Source organism: Lysobacter korlensis, assembly GCF_042434515.1.
The window spans coordinates 33,579-58,793 of the sequence record NZ_JBHLTG010000010.1; the positions used below are offsets into that span (position 1 = coordinate 33,579).

The 25,215-nt window shown below is 69.4% G+C and carries 23 protein-coding genes, 1 tRNA gene and 1 other RNA gene; 18 read left to right on the top strand and 7 right to left on the bottom strand.

Translation table 11 applies throughout. The features are described from left to right. Window positions 1-111: 111 nt before the first annotated feature. Window positions 112-753, bottom strand: a complete 642-nt coding sequence (locus ACFFGH_RS29240) for an SDR family oxidoreductase (RefSeq protein ID WP_386675490.1) — start codon at window positions 751-753, stop codon at window positions 112-114. A 120-nt stretch (window positions 754-873) separates the two neighbouring features. Here ACFFGH_RS29240 and ffs point away from each other — a divergent pair. From ffs to ACFFGH_RS29275, 7 genes are all read left to right on the top strand, one after another. Beyond that, window positions 874-970, top strand: an RNA gene (ffs, locus tag ACFFGH_RS29245) — signal recognition particle sRNA small type. Between the two features lie 74 nt (window positions 971-1,044). Continuing rightward, window positions 1,045-3,333, top strand: a complete 2,289-nt coding sequence (locus tag ACFFGH_RS29250) for a DNA polymerase III subunit gamma and tau (protein ID WP_386675492.1) — start codon at window positions 1,045-1,047, stop codon at window positions 3,331-3,333. A gap of 3 nt (window positions 3,334-3,336) precedes the next feature. Then, complete coding sequence (recR, locus tag ACFFGH_RS29255) at window positions 3,337-3,936, top strand: recombination mediator RecR (RefSeq protein ID WP_386675494.1); 600 nt, start codon at window positions 3,337-3,339, stop codon at window positions 3,934-3,936. A gap of 107 nt (window positions 3,937-4,043) precedes the next feature. After that, window positions 4,044-4,172, top strand: a complete 129-nt coding sequence (locus tag ACFFGH_RS29260; protein ID WP_386675496.1) for a hypothetical protein — start codon at window positions 4,044-4,046, stop codon at window positions 4,170-4,172. A gap of 478 nt (window positions 4,173-4,650) precedes the next feature. Next, on the top strand, window positions 4,651-5,916 hold the full coding sequence (locus tag ACFFGH_RS29265) for an aspartate kinase (protein WP_386675498.1): 1,266 nt from the start codon (window positions 4,651-4,653) through the stop codon (window positions 5,914-5,916). Window positions 5,917-6,158: 242 nt separating this feature from the next. Further along, window positions 6,159-7,220, top strand: a complete 1,062-nt coding sequence (locus tag ACFFGH_RS29270; RefSeq protein ID WP_386675742.1) for an aspartate-semialdehyde dehydrogenase — start codon at window positions 6,159-6,161, stop codon at window positions 7,218-7,220. A gap of 219 nt (window positions 7,221-7,439) precedes the next feature. Further along, window positions 7,440-7,589, top strand: coding sequence for a hypothetical protein (locus tag ACFFGH_RS29275; RefSeq protein WP_386675500.1), 150 nt, complete (start codon window positions 7,440-7,442; stop codon window positions 7,587-7,589). Between the two features lie 19 nt (window positions 7,590-7,608). On the opposite strand, the gene ACFFGH_RS29280 is transcribed toward ACFFGH_RS29275, so the two are convergent. Then, window positions 7,609-8,451 (bottom strand): hypothetical protein, encoded by an 843-nt coding sequence (locus ACFFGH_RS29280; protein WP_386675502.1) that lies wholly within the window; start codon window positions 8,449-8,451, stop codon window positions 7,609-7,611. A gap of 346 nt (window positions 8,452-8,797) precedes the next feature. On the opposite strand from ACFFGH_RS29280, the gene ACFFGH_RS29285 reads away from it, so the two are divergent. Further along, window positions 8,798-9,589, top strand: a complete 792-nt coding sequence (locus ACFFGH_RS29285; RefSeq protein ID WP_386675504.1) for a hypothetical protein — start codon at window positions 8,798-8,800, stop codon at window positions 9,587-9,589. A 76-nt stretch (window positions 9,590-9,665) separates the two neighbouring features. On the opposite strand, the gene ACFFGH_RS29290 is transcribed toward ACFFGH_RS29285, so the two are convergent. Continuing rightward, window positions 9,666-10,268: a MerR family transcriptional regulator gene (locus ACFFGH_RS29290; protein ID WP_386675506.1), complete on the bottom strand. Its 603-nt coding sequence runs from the start codon at window positions 10,266-10,268 to the stop codon at window positions 9,666-9,668. A 52-nt stretch (window positions 10,269-10,320) separates the two neighbouring features. On the opposite strand from ACFFGH_RS29290, the gene ACFFGH_RS29295 reads away from it, so the two are divergent. Beyond that, on the top strand, window positions 10,321-10,740 hold the full coding sequence (locus ACFFGH_RS29295) for a hypothetical protein (protein WP_386675508.1): 420 nt from the start codon (window positions 10,321-10,323) through the stop codon (window positions 10,738-10,740). Between the two features lie 96 nt (window positions 10,741-10,836). Next, window positions 10,837-12,150, top strand: coding sequence for a UDP-glucose dehydrogenase family protein (locus ACFFGH_RS29300; RefSeq protein ID WP_386675510.1), 1,314 nt, complete (start codon window positions 10,837-10,839; stop codon window positions 12,148-12,150). 10 nt (window positions 12,151-12,160) lie between these two features. Here ACFFGH_RS29300 and ACFFGH_RS29305 read toward each other — a convergent pair whose 3' ends face one another. After that, on the bottom strand, window positions 12,161-12,964 hold the full coding sequence (locus ACFFGH_RS29305) for a sulfite exporter TauE/SafE family protein (protein ID WP_386675512.1): 804 nt from the start codon (window positions 12,962-12,964) through the stop codon (window positions 12,161-12,163). A 147-nt stretch (window positions 12,965-13,111) separates the two neighbouring features. Between ACFFGH_RS29305 and ACFFGH_RS29310 the strand changes: the two genes are divergently transcribed. From ACFFGH_RS29310 to ACFFGH_RS29320, 3 genes are all read left to right on the top strand, one after another. After that, entirely contained in the window at window positions 13,112-14,173 is a 1,062-nt protein-coding gene (locus ACFFGH_RS29310; protein ID WP_386675514.1) for a formylglycine-generating enzyme family protein, read from the top strand. A 77-nt stretch (window positions 14,174-14,250) separates the two neighbouring features. Beyond that, on the top strand, window positions 14,251-15,879 hold the full coding sequence (locus tag ACFFGH_RS29315; RefSeq protein WP_386675516.1) for a malate:quinone oxidoreductase: 1,629 nt from the start codon (window positions 14,251-14,253) through the stop codon (window positions 15,877-15,879). A 94-nt stretch (window positions 15,880-15,973) separates the two neighbouring features. After that, window positions 15,974-17,614 carry an Rv2578c family radical SAM protein gene (locus ACFFGH_RS29320; RefSeq protein WP_386675518.1) on the top strand — a complete coding sequence of 547 codons (1,641 nt, stop codon included), beginning with the start codon at window positions 15,974-15,976 and terminating at the stop codon, window positions 17,612-17,614. 148 nt (window positions 17,615-17,762) lie between these two features. Here the strand turns inward: ACFFGH_RS29320 and ACFFGH_RS29325 are convergent, their stop codons facing one another. Continuing rightward, entirely contained in the window at window positions 17,763-18,917 is a 1,155-nt protein-coding gene (locus ACFFGH_RS29325; RefSeq protein ID WP_386675520.1) for an SGNH/GDSL hydrolase family protein, read from the bottom strand. Between the two features lie 218 nt (window positions 18,918-19,135). Between ACFFGH_RS29325 and ACFFGH_RS29330 the strand changes: the two genes are divergently transcribed. Genes ACFFGH_RS29330 through ACFFGH_RS29345 form a run of 4 tightly spaced genes read left to right on the top strand, consistent with a single transcriptional unit; the run spans window position 19,136 to window position 22,830 of the window. Next, the gene (locus ACFFGH_RS29330; protein WP_386675522.1) at window positions 19,136-20,365 is read left to right on the top strand and encodes a sensor histidine kinase; all 1,230 of its coding nucleotides are present in this window, start codon (window positions 19,136-19,138) and stop codon (window positions 20,363-20,365) included. Further along, window positions 20,362-21,513: a hypothetical protein gene (locus ACFFGH_RS29335; RefSeq protein ID WP_386675524.1), complete on the top strand. Its 1,152-nt coding sequence runs from the start codon at window positions 20,362-20,364 to the stop codon at window positions 21,511-21,513. The genes ACFFGH_RS29330 and ACFFGH_RS29335 overlap by 4 nt, the downstream gene beginning before the upstream one ends. Then, window positions 21,500-22,165, top strand: a complete 666-nt coding sequence (locus ACFFGH_RS29340) for a response regulator transcription factor (RefSeq protein ID WP_386675526.1) — start codon at window positions 21,500-21,502, stop codon at window positions 22,163-22,165. Before ACFFGH_RS29335 ends, ACFFGH_RS29340 begins: the two co-directional genes overlap by 14 nt. After that, window positions 22,165-22,830, top strand: coding sequence for a thymidine kinase (locus ACFFGH_RS29345; RefSeq protein ID WP_386675528.1), 666 nt, complete (start codon window positions 22,165-22,167; stop codon window positions 22,828-22,830). Before ACFFGH_RS29340 ends, ACFFGH_RS29345 begins: the two co-directional genes overlap by 1 nt. A gap of 463 nt (window positions 22,831-23,293) precedes the next feature. On the opposite strand, the gene ACFFGH_RS29350 is transcribed toward ACFFGH_RS29345, so the two are convergent. Beyond that, window positions 23,294-23,821, bottom strand: coding sequence for a hypothetical protein (locus ACFFGH_RS29350; RefSeq protein ID WP_386675530.1), 528 nt, complete (start codon window positions 23,819-23,821; stop codon window positions 23,294-23,296). A 286-nt stretch (window positions 23,822-24,107) separates the two neighbouring features. Here ACFFGH_RS29350 and ACFFGH_RS29355 point away from each other — a divergent pair, with 286 nt between their 5' ends. Continuing rightward, window positions 24,108-24,986: an FkbM family methyltransferase gene (locus tag ACFFGH_RS29355; protein WP_386675532.1), complete on the top strand. Its 879-nt coding sequence runs from the start codon at window positions 24,108-24,110 to the stop codon at window positions 24,984-24,986. A 133-nt stretch (window positions 24,987-25,119) separates the two neighbouring features. Here ACFFGH_RS29355 and ACFFGH_RS29360 read toward each other — a convergent pair. After that, window positions 25,120-25,193, bottom strand: a tRNA-Pro gene (locus tag ACFFGH_RS29360). Between the last annotated feature and the right edge of the window lie 22 nt (window positions 25,194-25,215).

A 25,215-nucleotide genomic window follows, 5' to 3' on the forward strand; every position in this document is an offset into this window, starting at 1 on the left:
GCACCATTGCCATAGTTCCCCCGTTCCGGCCCAGTGCGTCCCTACCGCCGGACGCACCAGCGCCGGACGCACCAGGCCGGAAGGGAACGGTTTCGGCGTCTGCGCGGCACGTCAGAAGGCGGCGTCGGCGATCGGGGTTTCCCCGCTCGTGACCTCGAACTGGCGGCGGATCGCCCGGTGCCGGGTGAGCACCTGTGCAAGCACGGCCGCGACGTCGGCACGCGGGATGCTGCCGTTCGGCACCGTGTCGCCGGCCTGCACGTGGCCCGTCGGCGCGTCATCCGTCAGGCTTCCCGGACGCACGATGGTCCAGTCGAGGGTTCTCGCCCGGATGTCCGCGTCGGCCTCGCTCTTGGCGCGGAGGTACACCTGGAACACGTCGTCGGATCCCGGGTCGAACTCGTCTGTGGAGATGGCGCTGACGACCACGATGCGCTGCACGCCCGCAGCCTCGGCGGCGTCCGCGAGCAGGATGGCGCCGTCCCGGTCGACGGTGAGCTTGCGGGCCGCGCCGCTGCCGGCACCTGCTCCAGCGGCGAACACCACGGCGTCAGCACCAACGAGGTGGCCGGCGAGCTCGTCGGGGGAGCTCTGCTCGAGATCGAGCACGAGCGGTTCCGCCCCGGCCTCGCGAAGGTCGTCCGCGTGCTCAGGGTTGCGGATGATGCCCACCACCTCGTGCCCCGCGTCACGCAGGATCCGCGACAGCAGCAGGGCGATCTTTCCGTGGCCCCCGGCGATACCGATCTTCATCGCATCAGCCAAGCACGCGCGCCTCTGCGTCCCGTCAGAGTTCCCGTTTCGGCTCGATGTGCCCGCCGCGGCGGGCACATCGAGCCGAAACGGGAACAGTCAGCGGGGCACTACACTGGAGTCGGCTCCTCGCGTGGCGCCATCCAGGCCAACTCCCCCAGGGCGGAGACGCAGCAAGGGTAACCGGGCTCTGGCGGGTGCGCGAGGGGTCCTTTTTTGTGCCCGCGGTCGCCCTCCCCAGCAGTCGTCCCCGTCCGGCGGGAGTCGGAGGTCGCGACTACTCTGTACGAGATGGTCACCGCCCTCTACCGCCGCTACCGGCCCGAGACGTTCGCCGAGCTGATCGGCCAGTCTCAGGTGACGGATCCCCTCCGCACGGCGCTGCGCTCCGACCGCGTCCACCACGCGTACCTGTTCAGCGGCCCGCGCGGCTGCGGCAAGACCACCTCGGCCCGCATCCTCGCCCGGTGCCTGAACTGCGTGGAAGGGCCGACCGACACCCCGTGCGGCGTGTGTCCGAGCTGCGTGGAGCTGAGCCGGGAGGGCGGCGGATCGCTCGACGTGGTCGAGATCGACGCCGCCAGTCACAACGGTGTCGACGACGCCCGCGACCTTCGCGAGCGGGCGGTGTTCGCACCCGCCCGCGATCGCTTCAAGATCTTCATCCTGGATGAGGCGCACATGGTGACCCCGCAGGGGTTCAATGCGCTCCTGAAGATTGTGGAGGAGCCGCCGGAGCACATCAAGTTCATCTTCGCCACGACCGAGCCCGAGAAGGTCATCGGCACCATCCGGTCGCGCACCCACCATTACCCGTTCCGGCTCGTGCCGCCCGCGCAGATGCTCGAATACGTGCAGGAGCTGTGCGACCGGGAGGGTGTGCAGGTGCAGCCCGGCGTGCTGCCGCTCGTGGTGCGGTCAGGGGGCGGCTCGGTGCGCGACACCCTGTCGCTGCTGGATCAGCTGATCGCGGGTTCCGACCCTTCGAGCTCGGGAACGATCGAGCTCCAGTACGAGCGTGCGGTGGCGCTGCTCGGCTACACGCACGGGGCGCTCCTCGACGATGTCGTGGAGGCGCTCGGCGCGCGCGACGCCGGCGCGGTCTTCACCGCGGTGGACCGGGTGATCCAGACCGGTCAGGACCCGCGCCGTTTCGTCGAGGACCTGCTCGAGCGGCTCCGCGACCTGATCATCGTCGCCGCCGCGGGAGATCGAGCCTCCGCCGTGCTGCGGGGGACGACCGAGGACGATCTGGAGCGGATGACGGCGCAGTCGGCCGCGTTCGGACCTACAGAGCTCTCCCGGGCGGCGGACGTCGTGAACGCGGCGCTCACCGAGATGACCGGAGCGACGTCGCCCCGGCTGCACCTCGAGCTCATGGTCGCCCGCGTGCTGGTGCCCGCGAGCGACGACACCGAGCGCGGGGCGCTCGCGCGCGTCGAGCGGCTCGAACGGCGCGTCGGGGTCGCGGATGCGTCCGCACCCAGCGGAACTCCGGTCGCTGCGCCAGCCGAGACGCCGGCACCGCGGGTCGCTCCGGTCGCTGCGCCCGCCGAGACGCCCGCACCGCGGGTCGCCGCGGTCGCTGCGCCCGCTGGTATGCCTGATTCTGCCCCTTCCCTTCGTCCCGGCGCAGGACACGCACCAGGCTCCGGGACCGCGGAACCGCCTCCTCCTGCTCCGGTGCGGGTCGGCCCCCTGACGCTGCAGCAGGTGCGCGACTCGTGGCCGGAGATCCTGGAGCGAGTCGAGAAGGCCAAGCGTTCCTCCTGGATGGTGGTGTTCGCGTCACAGGCGCGGGCGCTCAAGGACGACGTGCTCACGGTGGCATTCCAGAGCGAGACGGATGCTGCGCGCTTCAAGGAGCAGCAGCAGGGCGCGGGCGAGAGCGTCAGCGAGCACCTGCGACGCGCGATCCTCGATGTGCTCGGCATCCGGGTGAAGTTCATCGCCCGGGTCGAGAGCGGTGGTCCTGCGGAGGATCTGGCGCCGCCGCCCGAGCCTGACTACGACGAGCCCACCGATCCGTACCATTCGGCACCGGTCGAGGCTGCTCCGGTTGCCCCACCGGCCGACGAGCGCCCCGCCGCGCCCGTCCGGCAGCCCGAGCCCGCACGGCCGCCCGAGCGCGCCGCCCAGCCGGCGCACGCACCGGAGCCGGCTCCTGAGCCCATTCGAACGCAGCCGGCCGGGGGCGGATGGTCGGTCGTGCAGATCCCGCAGTCCGAGCCGCCGGGGGACGACCCCGCGCCTGCGGGGCGCGCCGCACCGGTCGCGGAGCCACCGCAGCAGCAGACGGAAGTCGCCGAGTCGGCCGAAGCGCCCGCCCCTCGTTCGGCACTCTCGCCCGGTTCGGGGGCCGAGGCACCCGCATCTCCCCCTGCCCAAGCTCCTGAGCACACCGCCACTCGCGGGCCGCGAAACGAAGGGTCGGCAAGCTCACGCACCGGGGGCCGCTCCGCCACTTCCTCACCGGAGGCCCCGCGCCGCTACGGCGAGTCCGTGGTGCGCGAGATCCTCAATGCCAGCTTCATCGAGGAGCAGAAGATCGCTCCGCCGCAGCAGAGACCGGAGTTCTAGCACGTGTACGAGGGAATCGTCCAGGAGCTGATCGACGAGCTCGGGCGTTTGCCGGGCATCGGCCCGAAGTCGGCACAGCGGATCGCCTTCCACATCGTGCAGACGGAGAGCTTCGACGTCTCCCGGCTCGCCTCCATCCTCACCGAGCTCCGCGAGAAGGTGCGGTTCTGCCAGCTGTGCGGCAACGTGGCGGAGCAGGAGCTGTGCGGCATCTGCCGTGACCCCCGCCGCTCGCACTCCACGATCTGCGTGGTCGAGGAGGCGAAGGACGTGGTCGCGATCGAGCGGACCCGGGAGTTCCGTGGGCTGTATCACGTGCTCGGCGGCGCGATCAGCCCGATCGACGGCATCGGCCCCGACGACCTCCGCATCCGGCAGCTGATGCAGCGGCTCGCCGACGGCACGGTGACCGAGGTGATCATCGCCACCGACCCGAACCTCGAGGGCGAGGCGACCGCCACCTACCTGACGCGGATGCTGATGCAGCCGAACCTGCGGGTCACCCGGCTCGCCTCCGGGCTGCCGGTCGGTGGTGACCTGGAGTACGCCGACGAGGTGACCCTCGGCCGCGCCTTCGAGGGCAGGCGGCTCGTCGAAAACTGACCCGGCGGCCGATTCGGTCGCGAACCAGTTCGGCGACCCGCGGGCGCGGCTTCCACGGCCGGCTGGGACTCGCCGGTTACCCTCCAACGAGGGACGTTGGGGGAACCATGAGCGCTGCTGACCAGAACTCCGCCAGTCGCAACCGCATGCGGGCGATTCTCAAGGTCTGGGTTCTGACCGTCAGCGGCACGGCCTCGGTGGCGCTCGGCGCCTTGGCGCTCACCCGCCCATACTGATCGCCGCCGTCACTGCTGAGGGCGCCGACTGCGCACGGACGACGGTTCGACCGCCGCTCATCTCGTGCACCCCGACTCCGAACCCGCGGCGCGTTCGGTGCGGGTCCGGGCGCCCCTGGAGCTCGTGACAGGGACCTCCGTGCCGTGCCGGGTGGGAAAGCCGATCGCCTCGGGGGCACCCCCCATTCGGGGCACACGAGTTCCGCGAGTCGTAACCTTCGGTTCTCCTGTGAGCGCTACTCTCGGTGCCATGCGAGCCGAGCTGACGGGGTGGATGAAGGCGGCGCTGCTGGCGTCCGGCGCGATCGCGGCCGCCGCGGTGTCGTTGTTCGCGTTCGCCGTGCAGTACTGAGCGGAGCCTCCGCGCCGCGGGCGCGCGTCGTTTCGCGGCCTCGCGCGCCCGTCACACGGGGCAACCCCTCCGCGGGCGACCGGTATGCTGAGCGGTTGAATCCCGCCGTTCCCAGGAGTGCCACCCGTGAGCTTGATCGTGCAGAAGTACGGCGGATCGTCGGTGGCGGATGCCGAGAGCATCAAGCGGGTCGCGAAGCGCATCGTGCAGACGCGCAAGGCAGGCAACGAGGTCGTCGTCGTCGTGAGCGCCATGGGCGACACCACCGACGAGCTGCTCGACCTCGCCGGACAGGTCACGCCGCTGCCAGAGCCGCGCGAGCTCGACATGCTGCTCACCGCGGGGGAGCGGATCAGCATGGCGCTGCTCGCGATGACCATCAAGGGCATGGGGGTCGACGCGCGCAGCTTCACGGGCAGCCAGGCCGGCATGATCACGGATGCCCGGCACGGCGCCGCCCGCATCGTCGATGTCACGCCCGTCCGTCTCCGGGAGGCGCTCGACGCCGGCGCGATCGCCATCGTGGCCGGCTTCCAGGGGTTCAGCCGGGAGACGATGGACATCACGACCCTCGGCCGCGGCGGCTCGGACACGACCGCGGTCGCCCTGGCGGCGGCGCTGGGCGCCGAGGTCTGCGAGATCTACACCGACGTCGACGGCGTCTTCACCGCGGACCCCCGAGTGGTGACGAAGGCGACGAAGATCGAACGCATCACCAGCGAGGAGATGCTCGAACTCGCGGCCGCCGGATCGAAGGTGCTGTACATCCGCGCCGTGGAATACGCCAGGCGGCACGGGGTTACCATCCACGTACGGTCGTCCTTCTCGAACAGCCCGGGCACGTACGTCTACAACCCGAAGGACGGTGAGACAGTGGAAGAGCCGATCATCGCAGGCGTCGCCGCTGATCTGAACGAAGCGAAGATCACCATCGTCGATGTGCCGGACATCCCCGGCAAGGCCGCCGAGATATTCACCCTCGTCGCCACCACCGGCGCGAACATCGACATGATCGTGCAGAACGTGTCCGCGGCCGCCACCGGGCGCACCGACATCTCCTTCACGCTGCCGAAGGCCGAGGGTCTGCGGGTGATGCAGGCGCTCGAGACGCAGAAGGACCGCATCGGCTTCAGCACGCTCCAGTTCGACGACCAGATCGGCAAGCTCGCGCTCGTCGGCGCCGGGATGCGCACGAACGCCGGCGTCAGCGCCAAGCTCTTCACCGCCCTGTATGAGGCCGGCATCAACATCGAGATGATCTCCACGAGTGAGATCCGCATCTCGGTGGTCACCCGGGCGGACACCATCAATGACGCCGTGCGCGTGGTGCACACGGCATTCGGACTCGACGGCGAGCAGGATGCCGTCGTCTACGCGGGAACGGGACGATGACCGACACCACCAACCCCGACGCCACCCTCGAGGAGCTCCACGCCGCCGAGGCGGCGAAGGAGAACGCCGCGATCGCTGAGCCCGCGACCGCGCCGGAGAACACGGTCCCTGAGCCGGTCGAAGGGACAGCCACGGATCCGACGGGCTCAGGATCCGAGTCGACCGTCGAGCCGAAGAACTCGAGCGCCGCGCCATCCGACGAGGAGCACCAGAGGCTGCCCGACTCCCCGAATCCGTTCGACATGGTCGACGCCCGGGACGGCATCCGGATCGGCGTGGTCGGCGCCACCGGCCAGGTCGGAGCGGTCGTGCGGCGGCTGCTCGAGGAGCGCGACTTCCCGGTCGCGGAGATCCGCTTCTTCGCAAGCGCCCGCAGCGCCGGAACCACGCTGCCCTGGAGGGACGGCGAGATCGTCGTCGAGGACGCCGCGACCGCCGACCCCGCAGGACTCGACGTCGCTATCTTCTCGGCGGGGGCAACCACCAGCAAGGCGCAGGCTCCGCGATTCGCCGCCGCCGGTGTGCTCGTCATCGACAACTCGTCGGGCTGGCGGATGGATCCGCAGGTGCCGCTGATCGTGAGCGAGGTGAACCCCCATCGCATCGCGGATGCGCGCAAGGGCATCATCGCGAACCCGAACTGCACGACGATGGCGGCGATGCCTGTGCTGAAAGTGCTGAATGAGGAGGCCGGGCTGCAGCGGTTGGTCGTCAGCACCTACCAGGCCGTCTCCGGTGCCGGTCTCGCCGGCGGTGAGGAGCTGCTCGAGCAGACCCGGGCGGCGGTCGAGCAGGACCCCATGGAGCTGGTCCACGACGGCACCGCCCTGCGGTTCCCCGAACCGAAGAAGTTCCCGAAGACCATCGCATTCGACGTCATCCCGCAGGCAGGCAACTTCGTCGACGACGGGATGGACGAGACCGACGAGGAGAAGAAGCTCCGCAACGAGAGCCGCAAGATCCTCGAGCTGCCCGGCCTGCTGGTGAGCGGCATCTGCGTTCGTGTGCCGGTCTTCACCGGGCATTCGCTTGCAATCAATGCCGAGTTCGCCAATCCCATCAGCCCCGAGCGTGCGAAGGAGCTGCTGAAGGACGCGCCTGGCGTGCAGCTGATCGATGTGCCGACGCCACTCGAGGCCGCGGGCAAGGACCCCAGCCTCGTCGGCCGCATCCGCCAGGACGAGGGTGTGCCGGACGGCCGTGGGCTCGCAATGTTCATCAGCAGCGACAACCTGCGCAAGGGTGCGGCGCTGAACGCGGTCCAGATCGCGGAGCTGATCGCCGAGCGCAAGTCCCGCAGCTGACTGTTGCCGTCCTCTGCCGGTGGTTTCGCCGCTGACCGGGGCGTCCGCCGTTAAAGGGGACGGGCCCGCCTGAGGGGGTGGGCGGGCCCGATCCTTTTCGGGGAAGAGGGATCTTCGGGTCATCCCTCGGTGTCCACACTATGGAGGACACGCCGCGACGCAAAGCACCAGTTAGGGGGACATCCGTGTCAGCATTGCGGCGGACACGAGGAGATGACCGTGAGCAGTGCCAAGCACCGCGCAGAGCCGCCGCCGAAGCCGGCAGTCGGCAAGCGCTTCACGCCGATGCTGATCGGGATCGGCGGGCTGATAGCGCTGACCGGCGTGGTCGCCGGCGGGGCCGGGATCCTCGGCGTCCTGCGGCTCTAGCGACCGCAGCGCCCGTCGGTCAGCCCTTGTGCCGACCGGTCGCCGGGGGCCGCTTCCCGAACTTCAGATATGCCGCGGAGCCGTACAGCATCAGGCTCGCCAGCGCGCCGAGCACCAGCAGGCCCGTGACCGAGCCGGGGCGGTCGTCCGCCACGGGAGAGATCGCCTCGTTCTGCTCGCCACCCGCGATGAGCAGCGACCGGATGTTGGGATCACCGGAGTTGGCTTCGGGCAGCAGCGGCGCCCCTTCGTAGTACGTGGAAGACGTCATCGGGCCGGCGCTTGCGATCACGACACCCGGTGACGAGTTGCCCCCAGCATCGACCCCCGCGCCTGGGGCTGTGTCGTTGCCGGCGCCAGCATCCGAGCCGGTTCCGGCGTCGCCGTCCGACGATCCCGATCTCGTGCCTCCGGAGGATGAGCCGGAGCCCGAGCCGGAACCCGATCCGGTGCTGGGGCCAGAACCGGAGCCCGCGCCGGAATCGGGCTTCGAGTCGGTGTCGGTCGTGGGAAGCGGGGCGGGCGCCGGCGCAGGCTCCGGCACCGTGGTGGTCGGCGGCTTCGGAGCGGGCTTCGGCTTCGGCGGCGCGGGGGAGACCGGATCAGGAGCCGGCGGACTCGGCACCACGACCGGCTTCTCAGGCTCCGGTTCGGGTTTCGGCTGGAGGATGTCCTCGACTGGATCCGTCACCTCGTCGATGGTGTCGGTCGCCTTGTCCTTGGTGTCGTCGACCAGGTCATCGAGTCCGAGTGTGCTCGGCGCTGACGGGGCCGCCGTGGCGGAGATCGCGGTCGCAACGGGAAGCGGAGCCACGATCAGCAGCGCCAGACCGGCGACGGTCGTCGCTTTGGAAGCGCGCACAACGAATCACCCCTTCCCCTGCAGGCGGCCCCAGAGACAGCCCCCGGCTCACCTGCAATCCCGACGCTAGTTCGCGAACCTGAGACTTCGGTGGCCGGAGGCTGGCGGTTGACCGGCCGGCGGCGCGGCGCAGAGCCCGCGGCGCCGGTCTGCGGCGATTCGTCTCGGTGGTTCACCGCGATGGCGGTTCGCGCCGGTTGAGTGGCCGAATCGTTGCAAATCAGGGCTTCCGAGCCGCTTCGCGTACGCGATATCGTTCCTCCACTCTTACCCGAAGAGTTCGCGTGGCGCCCTGGCCGTTCCGTTGGCGCGCTTCGGCGACCCACCCCCAGAAGGGCTTTCCGTCATGGTCCGCACCCGATTCCACGCCGTCCCGCTCGTACTCGCCTTGCTTGCGCTGAGCGGCTGCTCGCTCCTGCCCCGGGTGACCGGTGGCACGACTCCCACCCCGACCGCGGTCAGCACCGGCGAAGCCGCCACCGCCTTCAGCGCGACGATCTGCACGTTCAACGACGCGGCGTTCGCATTCGACAGGACGTGGAGCGATCTGGAGGCGCCGCTGCGGGATCTGCAGGAGGCTGCGTCGCTGAGCCGCATCGAGGCGGAGACGGCGAAACGGCAGCTCGAGGGCGTCTCCTGGCCGGCAGGCATCGCGGACGACATCGGCGTGATCGAGGAGTACCTCCAGGAGCGCATGGGCAAGCTCGATCGGGTCATCGCAGCCGAGACCGTCGAGGAGCTCGACGCGATCGACTTCGGCACCCCGGAGGAGGTCCAAGCAGCCGCCTCCGAGATCGAGGCGAGCCTGGAACTCGGCGCGGACTACTGCCCGCAGACCGAAGAGCCTGGGGTGGAGCCGGTCGAGGACCTCGCAATCTCCACCTGGTCCGGCGTGGACAGCGACGGGGACGACACGGTCGTGATCCTGGGCACCGACCAGGATGCTCAGGTCACCGTCGGCGACACGCTGTACGAGGGCACCTGGGCCGTGGTGGACGGCGTGCTCACCATCGATGTCGCCACCACGGACAACACCCTGTCGTTCAGTGGCGACTATCAGCCAGCGCAGACCTCGATGTCGCTGAGTGGCACCGCGACGAACGGGCACACCTGGACCGTCGAGCTCCGGCGTCTTTGAGGCGGCCTTGCCTCGGGCGATCCGGTCAGCGCCGGCGCGTCGTCCGTATGGACATGCATTCAGGCGCCGCCTTCGGTCAGCGGGAAGCCGCGAGCCGCCGGCTGGCGAGGTCTTGGTGCGCGAGCCGGCGGAGGGCCGCGAGCACCGGTTCGTACATTGCCGTGCCGAGCACCGCGTATTCGATCGCCCGGCTGGGGTCGTCGGGCACGTCGTTCAGATCCGCCTCGGCGATCGCCATGATGTGCCGGCCGTACACGAGCAGCCGCTCCTCGCTGAGCGGGAGCCCGGCCTCCTCGGCTGCCTCGAGGGCACGCTCGAGCTGCGCGACCGCGGCGTATCGGGGCTCGTACAGCTGCCCCAGCCGCTCCAGCGCCCACTTCGCACGGGGGAAATCACCGACGCCCTCCGTGTACGGAGGAAGTGCGGCGACAGCCCGTCCGAGCGACTCGAACAGGTCTGCTTCCGGGGTGTCGATGATCGCGAGCACCTCGCGGGTCTTCTGCACGCTCAACCCGGCGACGACGGTCAGCGCGCGGATGAGCTTCAGCCGCCGGACGTGCTCCTCGCCGTAGTGGGCCTGGGTCGCGCCGGTCGAGACGCCCGGCATCAGCACGCCCTCACGGAGGTAGTACTTCACCGAGGCGAGCGGCACGCCCGATTGCGACACCAGTTCCGACACGCGCACAACTCCCCCTTGCGTTGGATAGTCGAGATATCCAATACTGGATACTATGGCTATCCAACCACAGACCGCGGTCCTGATCGGCATTCTGCTGCTCGCCCTCGTCACCGTCGAGAGCGGCGGCTACTTCATGACCCGCGTCGTCCGGCGCAAGGTCCCCGCCAACGCGCTGCAGGTCAGCTTCTTCCGAGCCGGGCACGCCCACGCCGGCGTGCTCCTGGTGCTCAGCGTCGCGATCCTCTCCGTGATCGACTTCGCGCAACTGGAGGGCTTCTGGAGCTTCGCCGCCCGCACGCTGGTTCCCATCGCCGCCATCCTGATGCCGGCCGGTTTCTTCCTCTCGGTGCTCGGCCGAGACCCGGAGAAGCCGAACCGGCTCATTCTGCTGCTGTGGGTCGGTGCGGCGAGTCTCACGGCCGGGCTGATCGTCGCGGGCGTCGGCCTGCTCACCGCGGGCCTCGCGTCCTGACGCCTGCCCGCCCGGGTGGGGCCGGCGATTCTGCTATCAATGGTGAAGCGGTCGCCGACGCGGGGGCCTGACGAACGAGTCGGTGAGGAGGCGGGCATGCGCATCTCCGTGCTGGGCTGCGGCTACCTCGGTGCCGTTCACGCCGTCTCGCTTGCGGCTCTGGGCCACGACGTCGTCGGCGTTGACGTCGACGCCCAGAAGATCGCCCAGCTCGCCGCCGGCCGGTCGCCGTTCTACGAGCCGGGGCTCGAGAGTGCGCTCCAGCACGCACTCGGAGCCGGCCGGCTGGCCTTCACCACCGACGTGGCCGCGGTGCGCGGCGCTCGAGTCCATTTCATCGCCGTCGGCACCCCGCAGAAGCGGGGCGAGAGCGCGGCCGACCTGAGCTTCGTCGACGCGGCCGTCGATTCGCTGCTGCCGCACCTGAACGCAGGGGACGTGGTGGTCGGCAAGTCGACCGTTCCGGTCGGCACCGCTGCCCGCCTCGCCCCGCGGCTCGAGACGGCCCGAACCGGTGCGGTGCTGGCGTGGAATCCCGAGTTCCTCCGCGAGGGATACGCCGTCAACGACACCATCGCGCCCGATCGGATCGTCTACGGACTCCCATCCGGCGAGGCGGGCGTACGCGCGCGGCGGGCGCTCGACGAGGTCTACGCCGTCGCGATCGGCAATGACACTCCCGTGGTGGCGACCGACTACGCCACGGCGGAACTGGTGAAGGCGGCTGCCAACGCCTTCCTCGCCACGAAGATCTCCTTCATCAACGCCATGGCGGAGATCGCGGAGGTCACCGGTGCAGACGTCACCCAGCTCGCGGACGCACTCGGCTTCGACCAGCGGATCGGCCGGCGGTTCCTCAATGCCGGGGTGGGCTTCGGAGGAGGGTGTCTGCCGAAGGACATCCGGGCCTTCACCGCCCGGGCGGAGGAACTCGGCCGCGGCGACTCGCTCGCGTTCCTGCGGGAGATGGACAGCATCAACCTGCGCCGCCGGTCCCGCCTCGTCGAGCTGGTCGCCGAGGCGCTCGGGGGGTCGGTGTACGAGAAGAAGATCGCCGTGCTGGGGCTGGCCTTCAAACCCGATTCGGATGACGTGCGTGACTCGCCGGCGCTCGACATCGCGGTGCAGCTGAAAGGCCTGGGCGCGGACGTCGTCGCGACGGATCCGCAAGCGGTCGAGACATCGCGGCGGCTGCATCCGCAGCTGGAGTACGCCGCCGGCCTGGAGGAGGCGCTCGACGGCGCCGACGCGGTGGTGCTCGTCACCGAGTGGAAGCAGTTCCGCGAACTCGATCCCGCCTGGGCGCGGGGTCTCGTCGGAACGCCGCTGATCGTCGACGGCCGCAACACGCTGGACGCCGACCGCTGGCGTGCCGCGGGCTGGACGTACCGGGGCTTCGGCCGCCCCTAGGTTCGTGGTCTTACTTCAGCTGCAGCCGGACGGCGCGGATCGTCAGCTGCACCGCCGAGATGATCAGCAGGATCGCGAACAGGATCCCAGACACCTCCGGCGGCACCAGGAACGCCAGCGCCACACCGATGAACGACGCCAGGGTCGCCGCGAGACCGACGACCACACCGGCCCGCACATCGACCATGCGACCGCGGGCGTTCGTGATCGTGCCCATCGTCGCGGTCGGGACCATGACCAGCAGCGAGGTGCCCTTCGCCACGAGGTCGCCGGCGCCGAAGCCGGTGATCAGCAGCGGCACGAGGATCACGCCGCCCCCGATGCCGAACAGCCCTGAGGCCACGCCCATGAACAGGCCGGATGCCACCAGCGCCAGCCCGATGAGCCAGTCGACCTGCACTTCGGCGCCGCGCTCCGGCGCGATCAGGAACAGGCGGATGGCGATTCCGATCAGCAGTGCGATGAAGAGCCAGCGCAGCCACACGACCGGGATGCGCCTCAGCAGCTTGGCGCCGAGGTAGGAGCCGGCCACCCCGCCGATCGCGACGAGCAGCGCAACCAGCAGATCCACCTCGCCGTTGGCGAAGTAGGTGGCTGATCCCGCGATCGCCGTCGGGATGATCGCCACCAGGGAGGTCGCGGCCGCCCGCTTCTGATCCATGCCGGTCAGCCCGATCAGGAGGGGCACCATCAGGATCCCGCCGCCGACCCCGAAAGCGCCGGAGAGGATGCCGCCGATCACGCCCGTCACCGCAAGCGCGACCCAGTAGCGGGCGCCCTTTCGGGCGTGCGCGTCCGATTCGGGGGAGGCCATTCGGAAAGGCTAACGGGTGTCGCAAGGCGGCCCGCCGAATCGCGGACCTGTCGGCGCGCTGGGCTGCCGCAACGCCGGGACGTCTGCACTCGCCGTCCAGCGGGAGTGCACGACGCGCCCGCACCACCGCGCACTAACGTGAAGCCCATGCGTGCATCCAACGCGCCGGACAACCACGGCGGCGGCGAGCCGCCGGAGTGGGCGGCAGCCCATGGGCCGACCGCGGACGCACGCCATGGACGCGCGGACCTGCAGGCCATGCCCGATGACCCGCACTGCTGCGCGCCGGCACGCGACTCCGCCGGGCAGGTTGCTCGACCGACAGGCCCTGCGGCAGGGGGAGCCGAGTCCCACTCCATCGAACAGGTCCGCGTCCCGGCAGGCACCTTCACGATGGGCGATTCGTACGGCGACGGCAACCGGCCGGACGGTGAGCGTCCGGTGCACGAGGTATCGGTGAACGGATTCGAGATCGACGCGACGAGCGTGACGAATCGGGAGTTCGCCCGCTTCGTCGCGGCGACCGCGTACGCCACCGAGGCCGAGACGTTCGGCTACAGCGCCGTCTTCCATCTCGCCCTCGAGGCGCGACCGACCGACGTGATCGGGCCCGCCGGCGGCGCACCCTGGTGGCTCGGGGTCCGCGGCGCGGACTGGCGGCATCCGGGCGGTCCGCTCTCCACCGTCGAGGGCATGGACGACCACCCGGTCGTGCATGTCAGCTGGAACGACGCAGTCGCGTACTGCCAGTGGGCCGGCCGCCGGCTGCCGACCGAGGCGGAGTGGGAGTACGCGTCGCGGGGCGGCCTCGACGGCGCACGGTACCCGTGGGGGAACGAGCTGCTGAACGGGAACGGCTGGCAGGTGAACATCTGGCAGGGGCAGTTCCCTGCCCGCAACACCGCGGAGGACGGATTTCCGGCGACGGCGCCGGTTCGCACCTTCGCACCGAACGGGTACGGGCTCTGGCAGACCGTCGGGAACGTCTGGGAATGGTGCGCGGACTGGTTCCACCCCGCCTATTACCTCAGGTCCCCGAAAGACGACCCGCGAGGCCCGGAAGACGGGACCGCTCGGATCCTTCGCGGCGGCTCATACCTCTGCCACGACTCGTACTGCAACCGCTACCGGAACTCGGCCCGCTCGTCGAACACTCCGGATTCGTCCATGGGGAACGCCGGATTCCGCACGGTCGCCGTCGGCGGCTGAGCCTTCTCGTTCGTCACGGCGGGGGATTCGGCGGCTGGCCGACACCGCCGATATTGCTCCGACCGTAGACTTGTCGGGTGCCCAAGCCCATCGACGTCGCCCTGATCGGCGGCGGAATCATGAGTGCCACACTCGGGACGATCCTGAAGCAGCTCGAACCCGAGTGGGACATCCGCATCTACGAGCGTCTCGGCGACGTCGCCCTGGAGAGCTCAAACCCGTGGAACAACGCCGGCACCGGCCATGCGGCGCTGTGCGAGTTGAACTACACGCCGGAGCGGCCGGACGGCACCATCGACATCTCGAGCGCCGTGAAGGTGAACGAGCAGTTCCAGGTCTCGCGGCAGTTCTGGGCGTTCCTGGTGAACCAGGGGCACCTCCCGGACCCGAAGCAGTTCATCAGCGCCACACCACACATGAGCTTCGTGTGGGGTGAGGACAATGTCGCCTACCTCCGCAAGCGCCACGAGGCACTGAAGGACCACCCGCTCTTCGCCGGGATGGAGTACAGCGAAGACGCCGCCGTCATCCGCAGGTGGGCCCCGCTGCTCATCGCAGGACGGAAGAAGAGCCAGCCCATCGCCGCCACCTACATCGACTCCGGGACGGACGTGGACTTCGGGGCGCTCACCCGGCTGATGGTGGACTACCTGAAGGCCAACGGCGCGGAAGTGCGGACCGAGCACCGCGTCACGAACCTCAAGCGGCAGAAGGACGGCACCTGGCTCGTCAAAGGCAAGCGGGACATCGGCCTCACCCCGTGGGAGATCGGCGCCCGGTTCGTCTTCGTCGGCGCCGGTGGGCACGCGCTCGGGTTGCTGCAGAAGAGCGGCATCCCCGAGATCAAGGGCTTCGGCGGCTTCCCGGTGAGCGGGCAGTTCCTGCGAAGCGACAACCCGGATGTGGTCCGGCGGCACAACGCGAAGGTGTACGGCAAGGCCGCGGTCGGATCGCCGCCGATGTCGGTGCCGCACCTCGACACCAGGGTGGTGAACGGCAGTGCGAGCCTCATGTTCGGGCCGTACGCCGGGTTCAGCCCCAAGTACCTGAAGACCGGGTCGTACCTCGACCTGCCGGCATCCGTCCGTCCTCACAATCTGGTGCCGATGGTGTCGGCCGGCCTCGCGAACCTGCCGCTCGTGCAGTACCTGATCGGCCAGCTGCTGGCGCGCCGCGCGACGAAGTTCGACGCGCTCAAGGAGTTCTACCCGAACGCCGACCCGAAGGACTGGTACAAGATCGTCGCCGGCCAGCGGGTGCAGGTGATCAAGAAGGATCCGGAGAAGCGGGGTGTGCTGCAGTTCGGCACCGAGGTCGTCACCTCGGCCGACGGCTCCATCGCCGGCCTCCTCGGAGCCTCACCCGGAGCGTCGACCGCCGTGCCGATCATGCTGGGCATGCTGGAGAACTGCTTCCCCGACCGGATCAAGCAGTGGACGCCCGCCATCCTCGAGATGGTGCCCAGCTACGGCCGCCAGCTCTCGTCCAACAAGGCCGTGGCCAAGCGCACGCTCGGCGCGACGGGTCGCGCGCTCGGCCTCCTGCCGGATCGGCCGGCGCCTGGCGGTCGCCGTCCGAAGCCGATCGAGGCGCCGGACGGCGCGGTTCCGGTGCCCGCGGGCGCGACCCCCGTCGCGCCGGCGAAGACCCGCAGGCGCTCGACGCGAACGCCTGTCCCGAAGCTGGCTCCCGGCCCCGACGCCTGACCCCGACGTCTCGCCGTAGCTGAGCTAAGGCCCTCAGCAGGGACTCGCGGCCTGGCGGCTTGACCGTGGCTCGAAACTCTGTTCGAATGGCGGCATGCGGTGGGAGGGGCAGCGGCTGTCGGCGGAGAGCAGCGAAGCGCTGCCCGGGCTCGCCAAGCTGAACAACCTCGTGAGGTCGGTCCGGACGCCGGAGTTCGCCGGCATCACGTTCCACGAGGTGCTTGCGAAGAGCGCCCTCAACCATGTGCCCGGTGCCAGCAAGGCGCTGCCGTACGGCTGGACGATCAACCCGTACCGCGGATGCTCGCATGCCTGCACGTATTGTGTGGGTGCCGAGACGATGGTGTTGATGGGGGACGGGCGGCAACAGCCCATCTGGTCAGTCAATGTCGGTGACGAGATCTACGGCACCCGCGTGGAAGGCGCCTATCGCCGCTACGTCAAGACCAAGGTGCTCGCCCACTGGCAAACACGCAAGCGGGCATACCGGATCACGCTCGCCGATGGTACGCAGCTCACGGCGAGCAGCAATCATCGGTTCCTCACCGACCGGGGCTGGAAGCACGTCACCGGCTCCCTGAGCGGACCTGACGCCCGCCCACACCTCACCGCGGACGACAAGCTGGTCGGGTTCGGGTCCACCGGCATTCCGGAATCGAGCGAGCCGTCGTACTTCGTCGCCTGTGTACGCGTGACTGGCGGGCAGCAGATGCGGCAGCGCTTCCTCCGGTTGACGGGCCCGGCGATCACGCGCAAGTCGAGCATCGAAGGGATGGCAACGAAGTCCACCGCCGACCTTCGAGTGGTTTCGATCGAGGATCTGGGTGAGGTCGTCGACATGTACGACATGACGACGGGTACGGGTGATTTCATCGCGAACGGCGTCGTCGCCCACAACTGCTTCGCGCGCCCGACGCACACGTACCTCGATCTCGACGGGGGCGACGACTTCGACCGGCAGATCATCGTCAAGGTGAACGTCGCCGACGTCCTTCGGAAGGAACTGGCGAAGCCCAGCTGGGAGCATCCGCCCGTGGCGCTCGGCACCAACACGGATCCGTACCAGCGGGCGGAGGGCAGGTACCGGCTGCTGCCGGGCATCATCGCGGCGCTCGCCGACAGTGGCACGCCGCTCAGCATCCTGACCAAGGGCACGCTCCTGCGCCGCGACCTGCCGCTGCTGGCCGAGGCCGCCGGACACGTTCCCGTCGACCTGGCGATGTCGATCGCCATCTATGACGACGCCCTGCAGCAGTCGGTCGAGCCAGGCACGCCGAGCACCGCGGCGCGCCTCGCCACGGTGACCGCCGTGCGTGAGCACGGGCTCGACTGCACCGTGTTCCTGATGCCGATCCTGCCGTACCTCACCGACACGAAAGGGCACCTGGACGACGCGTTGCGACGGGCGAAGGAGGCGGGCGCCAGCAGTGTGCTGTACTCCGCGCTCCACCTGAAGTCGGGCGTCAAACAGTGGTTCTTCGCATGGCTGGAGCGCGAGCGGCCGGACCTCGTGCCGAAGTACCGCGCGATGTACAGCTCGGGTGCCTACGCGCCGAAGGAATACCGCACCTGGCTGGCGGCGCGGATCCGTCCCCTGGTCCGAGCGCACGGGCTCGAGCGCGGCCGCGCCGACCCCGCGTCCGGCGGGGTGAGGTCACGGGCCCTGGCGAAGGGCGCGGAATCACTGCTGCAGCTGGAGCTGCCGGCACAGGTCGGGCCGCCGACGCTGTTCTGAGGCAGCGATTCGCACGGCCCTTCGACAAGCTCAGGACCGGGTTTCCGGTAGGGGCCCTTCGACAAGCTCAGGGACCGGGCTTCCGATAAGCGACCGCGCGAGGTGACGGCCGCAGTGCCCTCGACAGGCTCAGGGGTCCCCGGTTCGGTCAGGCGGTCAGGGCGAACTGCGGCCCCGTGCTGACGGTGGGCTCGGCCGGGAGCGGGCGGACCGCATCGGTGAGCGAATGACGCTCCGCCAGCAGCGCGCGCAGCTCCTGCTCGACCATCCGGGTGAGGCTCCGGAGGAGCCGCTCATCGAGTCGGCCCCCGCTGCGGTGTGCGCCGTCGAAGACGTACAGCGCGCCCACCGGAACGCCCGACCACTGCACGCGCGCTCCGGCGAAGAATCCGATCCGGTCGTCGACCGTGGATCCGAGCCCGGAGAACCGGTCGTCCTGCCGCGCATCCGTCACCACGTCGGCCGCGTCGCTGCCGAGGATCGCCGCATGCGCCCCAGCCGCCCGGTCGTCGGCGTCCCAGCCCAGCGACCAGTACCGCCAGGAGCCCGTCTCGTCCGCCAGGGCAAGAGCGGCGTAGCGGGTGCCGAAGCTCATTCTCGCGTGGGAGACGAGCCGCAGCAGGCGCTCAGAGCCGTCCGATGGCAGCTGATCGATCCGCTCGGTGAATCGCGCGAGGATCCGGTCGACCGCGCCGGCGGGCACGGAGGGCGTGGCGGGAAGCCGCCGGGCGATCTGCGGCGCGAGGAACCGCGCCAGGCGCCAGTACGTCTCCGGCGCTGGCTGGAGCTCGAGGTCGCGCTCCGCTCGTGGCAGCCGCACGAAAGACGCCTTCGCCGATGTCCGCACCAGCCGCCGCGTCACCCGATTCAAGCGCTTCGCGTGTTTGCGGGCAGCGCTCAGGTCGTCGCGTTCCGAGCCGGGCAGCGACTGCACCGCCGGGACGCCGACGACGAGGATGCGGGTCGACGGTGGAGTGAGTGCGTTCAGCCGGTCGAGCAGCGCGCTCATCCGCCTGCGCCAGAGGTTGAGGCGCAGCGTCCGAAGCGCTTCGTCCGTCCCCAGCCGCAGCAGGACGACGTCCTGCCCGGCCAGCGCCTCCGGTGTCAGCGACGCCGCGGCGGCGGCGAGGGTCAGCGTGCGGTCGCCGAGTGCGTCGACCTGTACCTCACGGCCGAGCGCGTCGCTCAACTCCTCAGCCAGCCGCTCCGGCAGCCCGAGCCGGCCTCCCCGGAGTCCCTCACCCGGTACCGGCGCTCCGCCAACGGCGAGCACGCGAAACGGCCGCCCCCACTGTGAATCCAAAGAATGCCCCTCGTGCCGACCATGCGCTTCGCCGGAATAGTGCTACACGCCCCCGACGCCGAGTGAATCGCATCGAGAGCCCGCGCGCACCTTGGCGCGCCCGACGCCCGGTGCCCCAATTCGGGGGGAGTGTTACGTCGCACTACTGTCGAAATGACAGGGAGTGTCCCCCGTCGGTGGAATAATGCGGTACACGCGCGACGGAGAAGGGGGACCGGATGTCGCTCGGCATGCCGCCGCACCTCGTGCCCGTCGCCGTCGTGCGCTCGGCCACGAGCGGTCTTTCCGCCGCGGCGCTCGTCCACATCGCAGTGGCGGCGATCGCGGTGCTGGTCATGCAGGCGTCCGACCCGCAGTTGCGCCTGTGGCCAGGGCTCGTGCCGCTGGCGGGGATCGCGGCCCTGATGCTCCGGTACATCCGCACCCGCGCCCGCGGGGACCTCGCGGTGATGATCGCCGCCGGCGTCGTCTGCGTGTACGCGTTCGCGGTCATCTTCCACTCGCAGCCTGATGCCATGAGGCACGTCGACGGCTACATCATCGCCCTCCCGGCATTGGGCCTGATGCTGGCGCCGGGCGTTGCGACCCGGCCGGGAGTGCCGCTCCTCGCGACCATCGTCGCGTTCCTGGGCGGCATCACCGTCGTCTCCATATCGGCACTGCAGCACGGTGCGGTGATCGTGCCGGCGGTGACGCCGACCGGCACCCTCGCCCTCGTCGCGCTGATCGGCATGGTGGCCGGGCTCCGTGGGGCGTCGCGCGCCCGGCGGGACCTGTTGCGCGCCCAGCGCGACGAGCAGCTCGCGTCGCTGCGCTACAACATCGAGATGACCGCGGCGGCGCTCATGCACGACACCGTCCTCAACGACCTCGCGGCGCTGGCTGCCGCGCCGGCTGGCCCGCTGGCGCCGGCGCAGCGAGCCCAGATGGAGCACGATCTGACGCTGCTTCTGGGGGAGGAGTGGCTGAGCGAGGAGCCGGAGCCGGGGGAGAAGGATCCCCGGGCGGACTGGCAGCGGAGCCGGCTTGCCGCCGCCATCGACGGGGCGCGGGGCGCTGGGCTGCAGGTGAACGTCAGCGGCGACCTCACCGTGCTCGCCAGGCTGACCCGGGAGTCATCCCGGGCGCTTGGGCTCGCGGTGCGCCAGTGTCTCGCCAACGTGCTGCAGCACTCCGGCACCGACCGGGCTGAGGTCGCCGTGTACGGCACCGACTCGGAGGTGACGGTCATGGTGGTCGACTCCGGTCGCGGGTTCTCAGAGAGTGAGACCGCAGCCGACCGGATGGGCCTGCGCCATTCGGTCCGGACCCGCGTCGAGCACGCCGGTGGCGCGGTGCGGCTGTGGTCGACTCCGGGGCGCGGAACGTCCGTGATGATCCGCGTGCCGGTCGAGGCGCCAGCGGCCGCGCTCGGCATCCGGCGCCGGCGCCAGGTGGCGGCGCCGTGACCACCCGCGAGCAGACGCAGCAGCAGTTGGATCCCGCGGCGAGCTTCGAGCTGCGCCGCGCCATCCTGCTGGTGCTCGCGATCCTTCCCGCACTGATGCTCACGCTCGCCGTGGTGCGGTTTCTGAACTCCAGCAGCCCGGCCACCGCACTCGTGGCCATCGGCCTGGTCGCGGCGGCGTGCAGCATCCTGGCCGTCGCGATCAGCCCCGCCCGGGCCCCGGTGCCGAGATCCGTGCACGTCGTCGTGCTGGGGCTCTCCATCGGGGCGATGCTCGTCGATGTCGCGGCGGGCTGGAGCACAGACCCGACCGGCCGGAACAATCTCATCCCGATCGCCGTCGGCATCCTGACGCTCGCGCTGTCGCCCTACCGGCCGCCGCACGAACTGGCCGTCGGCACGGGGATCTCCACCACCCTCGTCGGTGCGATCGCGCTCCTGCACGCCCACATCTCGCCGAGCACCGTGCTGCCCTGGATTCATGTGATCACGTGGACCGCCCCGGTGCTCGCGCTCTCGCTGGGTGCCACGGTCTTCGGATACGGCATGGTCCGCGAGTTCGACCGGTGGCGGCGTGAGGTCGCGTCCAAGACGATCGAGACCGCGCCGGTGCTGCGCCAGGAGATCCGCCGCGAGGTTCAGCGCAACCGGGTGTCGATCCTGAACCAGGACGTCGTCCCGCTCTTCGCCCGAGTGCTCGAACGGGGCGACATCACGGAGACCGACCGGGCGGAGGCCGCCGCGATCGCCGCGGCCATCCGAGGCGTCATGGTGGCCGAGGTCGACCGCAACTGGCTGGAGAGCGGTGTGGCGCGCTTCCTTCCCGGCGGCGTCAGCGAGGACCACCCGGTTGTGGATCCCGACCGCCTGTCGTCCCTCATGAGCGTTGACGAGCGCGCCGCGCTCAGAGCGCTGCTCCTGGCGATGTTCACCGCCCCGTCGTTCGATCCGAGGGGATTCCGCATCCATTTCGTCGGCGAGCCGCGGAAGGTGCGGGCAACAGTGCACGCGCACCTGGACCATAGGGAGCGGGCCACTCGCTCGATCCTCGACCCCTACCTCGCGGTCATGCGGGTGATGTTCCCCGGTCTCACCCTCAAGACCTCGCCGTCTGCAATCCGATTGGAGTTCTCGTATGGGCGTTCCTGATGCCCCCGGCCGCGGGCCGGTGCGCCTGGCTGTGCTCGACGATCACGAGGTGCTGCTCGACAGCCTGACGTCGTGGATCGGGGCGAACGCGCCGGACTTCAACCTCGTGCTCTGCGCCAGCACCTGGCCGGAGCTCGTGCACAGCGCACACTTCCCGACCGACATCGTCTTCCTCGACTTCCAGCTGAAGGAGCCGGTGTCCATCGAGGCGCGGGTGCGCACCTGCCGGGCTGCCGGCGCCAAAGTGGTCGTGCTGAGTGCTCACGACTCCGACGAGATCCGGGATCGCGCCCTTGCTGCGGGTGCGGAGGCGTTCGTGTCGAAGGTGCTCCCGCTCGGCGAGGTGATGAACGTCGCCCGCGGCGTGCTCGGCATGGCCCGGTCCGAGGGCGGCGCGCCATCCTGGCGGCCGCTGCCGGCGGGTGCTGAAGAGGCGGTCAAGCCCAAGCTCAGCACCGGTGAGGCGCAGGCTCTCTCCCTGTACGCGAGCGGACTCAGCGCAGTGGAGGTCGCGGACCGCATGGACGTCCAGTACGAGACCGTCAAGACCTTCCTGCGCCGGGTTCGCGAGAAATACGCCAGGGTCGGGCGGCCGGCGAGCCGCAAGGCGGAGCTCATCCGCAGGGCCGCCGAGGACGGATACTTGATCTGATGGCGAAGCTCTATTTCCGGTATGGCGCGATGAACAGCGGCAAGAGCACTGCGCTGCTCCAGGCCGCGTACAACTACGAGGAGCGGCACCAGCTGGTGTTGCTGGCGAAGCCGGCGATCGACTCGAAGGGCGACGCCGCCATCGTGTCGCGGCTCGGGGTCACCCGGCCCGTGGACTTCACGATCGGCCTGAACGAGGACGTCTACGACCTCTTCTTCTCCCAGCGCCGTCGGGCGCTCGAGCGGTTCGGCAAGGACGTCAGCTGCCTGCTGATCGACGAGGCGCAATTCCTCAACGAGGGGCAGGTCGACGACCTGCTGCGCATCGCCGTCACCGAACGGGTGCCGGTGCTGGCGTACGGCATCCGCACCGACTTCCAGACCGTCGCCTTCCCCGGGAGCCGGCGGCTCCTGGAGGTCGCCCATTCGCTCGAGGAGCTGAAGACGATCTGCCGCTGCGGACGGAAGGCGGTGTTCAACGCCCGGAGCATCGAGGGTGAATTCGTCTTCGACGGCGACCAGGTCGCGATCGATGGTCGAGACGTGACCTACGAGTCCCTCTGCGGCGCCTGCTACCTGGAGGAGTCGGGCGGGGTGCTCAATCGCGGATACCGGCCGCGCGTCGAGTTCAGCTACCGGTCGGGACCCGACGCCGACTTCGCGTGACCGGACCCCGACTCCGCTCGCGCGGCACCCGGCTCGGGTGATGCACAGGGTACTCTGGCGGCATTTCGGGACTACGTCCGGACCTCTCGCAAGATCCGACTGCCCATCATTCCATCGTTCCCATCGCTCCTTCTGAGTGTGGGGGCCACGGCGCACGGTAGAACCACGTGGTAGCCCTTTGACGTGTCGGCGACGGCCGCAGCGCAAGGCACTGCGCATCAAGGCTGTAAACCTCGACTACGCGTTCCTCGTGACGCTTGATCAGGTGTACTGCGGCCCAAAGTCCTCCGCAACCGACCGTAGGACAGGTCTGGCAGGCCTACACCAAGGACCGCTTGATCGGTCCTGCTTCGGCCACCCCGACGCACCGGACGGAGGGTGGGAGCGATCGCGGAGCGCACTCGGCGCCGTGCGCTCCGCGGGAAGCGACGCCGGTGGGCGGAGTGCGATTCATCAACAGAGGCTATCGGCTGGCCCTCTCGGACTTCTCCCGCTCAAGGGCCATACGGCGTGCCAGTCGCTCGAAAGCGCTTCGGTACTCATCGTGCGCTGCGCTCCACCCGGTGGAGCCTGCATGGTCCGGCTCGCCAGGATAACCGCCCTGACCCCGGAGCCGCGGGAGCACCTGAGCCCGCGCCATCGTTTCACTGAACAGATCCCGGACCTCCGACGTACCGTACTGCTCGATCTCCTCGTAGGCGTCCAGGAGCGAGGCCGACGACGCGCTGAACCGAGCGTCGGCCTCCGCGACCCCGACGTAGTGCGGAAAATCGGCGGGCCGATTAGGGGCATGCGCCAACGCGGAGTCGGAGATGTCACCTACGAAGCGCCGAAGGGCCCGCCGGCCGTCGACGTACGCCTTCCCCGTGGTCAGGCGCCAGTCTTCTCGACCCTGCCTTCTGGACTGCTGCCTGGCGTGGTACATGGTGAACACATTCGACGCCACCGCGACGATCGCGATCACGATCGTCGTGGTCTCAGCAGTCTCCAAAGTGGGCCTCCTCGAGCCATCGATTAGGGACAGATCAGTCGTACGCCATGAGAGGATTCTTGATCGTACGCCACTCGAGGGCGACCACATCCTCCCGGGTGCCCGGCGAAACGAAGAGGCTGGGGGGACCGTGGTACTGGGGGCGCAACGGGGATTGGCTCGGGTCGTAGAGTCGGCGCGTTCGGGAGTTTCGGCACTCTGGCAGCGGCTGCCTGAGAGCAGTCGTGCCGAGTGGCGACGAGTGCGACCAGTCAACAGGCTTTCGCTGCGGTTCGGTGCTGGTCCTTTGGTCGATGCTGACATGCGCGGAGGCCACCGGCTACGTCTCGATCTTCGGAGCGGAACGGAGTGGCTGGCCTACTACACCCGTGACTTCGATAATCACCTTATTGCGGCGGCGTGCGCGCTCATGACTGAGCCTGGCTGTGTCGCCATCGACGCGGGAGCGAATATCGGCTTCTGGTCCGTCCCGCTCGCCCGGCGAGCGCTGGAGCTACAGGGGGGCATTGTCGCATTCGAGCCGGTTCCATCGAACGCGGCCCGGCTCCAGCACAACCTCCGAATGAACGGACTTCTTCAGGTCGCTGAAATCATCCCCGCAGCGCTGTCGGACTCATCGGGGGAGGCGACGATGATCCTTCGCGAGGATTTCGAGGAGGGCGCAGCGACCGGCAATGCATCCATCGAGATCCCAGACGGGAGAGATGATCGATACAGCTCCGTACAAGTCGCGACGGTCACACTCGACGAATGCGCTATTTCGGCGCTGGGCCGGGGAGCACTACGGGTCATCAAGTGCGACATCGAGGGCCATGAGGACCGATTCCTCAGTGGCGCGACCGACACCGTTGCGCGACATCGGCCGATAATCTTCCTTGAGTGGAATCGCGCCTACTACGACCGGCGGCGGGTCGATCAGACGGCCCAGGTGCAGCCCTTCCTCGACAAGCTGCAGTACCGCACGCTGCTGCGGACTGATGGCGCATGGAAGCCGGCCTTGGAGTTCCGTAGCCCGCGCCCGTTCGACGATCTAGTTGTCGTGCCAGACGACGAGATAGCAGCCACCGTCTCGGCTCTCGAGGTTGCATACTCACCGTACCGTCGCCGCCGGAGCTGTGACGGAGCGTCGCTCAAGGGCGGCCGCGATCGACCGGGACAATGCTGACGCGTCGTCGTATGAAGGCCACGAGAGGAGTCAGGCAACGCCCGGGCCCTTCCCTTGGGGTCCGAATGACCCGGATCCGAGACCCGACGACAAATGAGAAGGGCCGCCCTGGGGGCGGCCCTTCAGTCATTTGTCGGGGTGGCGGGATTCGAACCCACGACCTCTTCGTCCCGAACGAAGCGCGCTACCAAGCTGCGCCACACCCCGAAAATGCGGCCCCCGCGGGAGC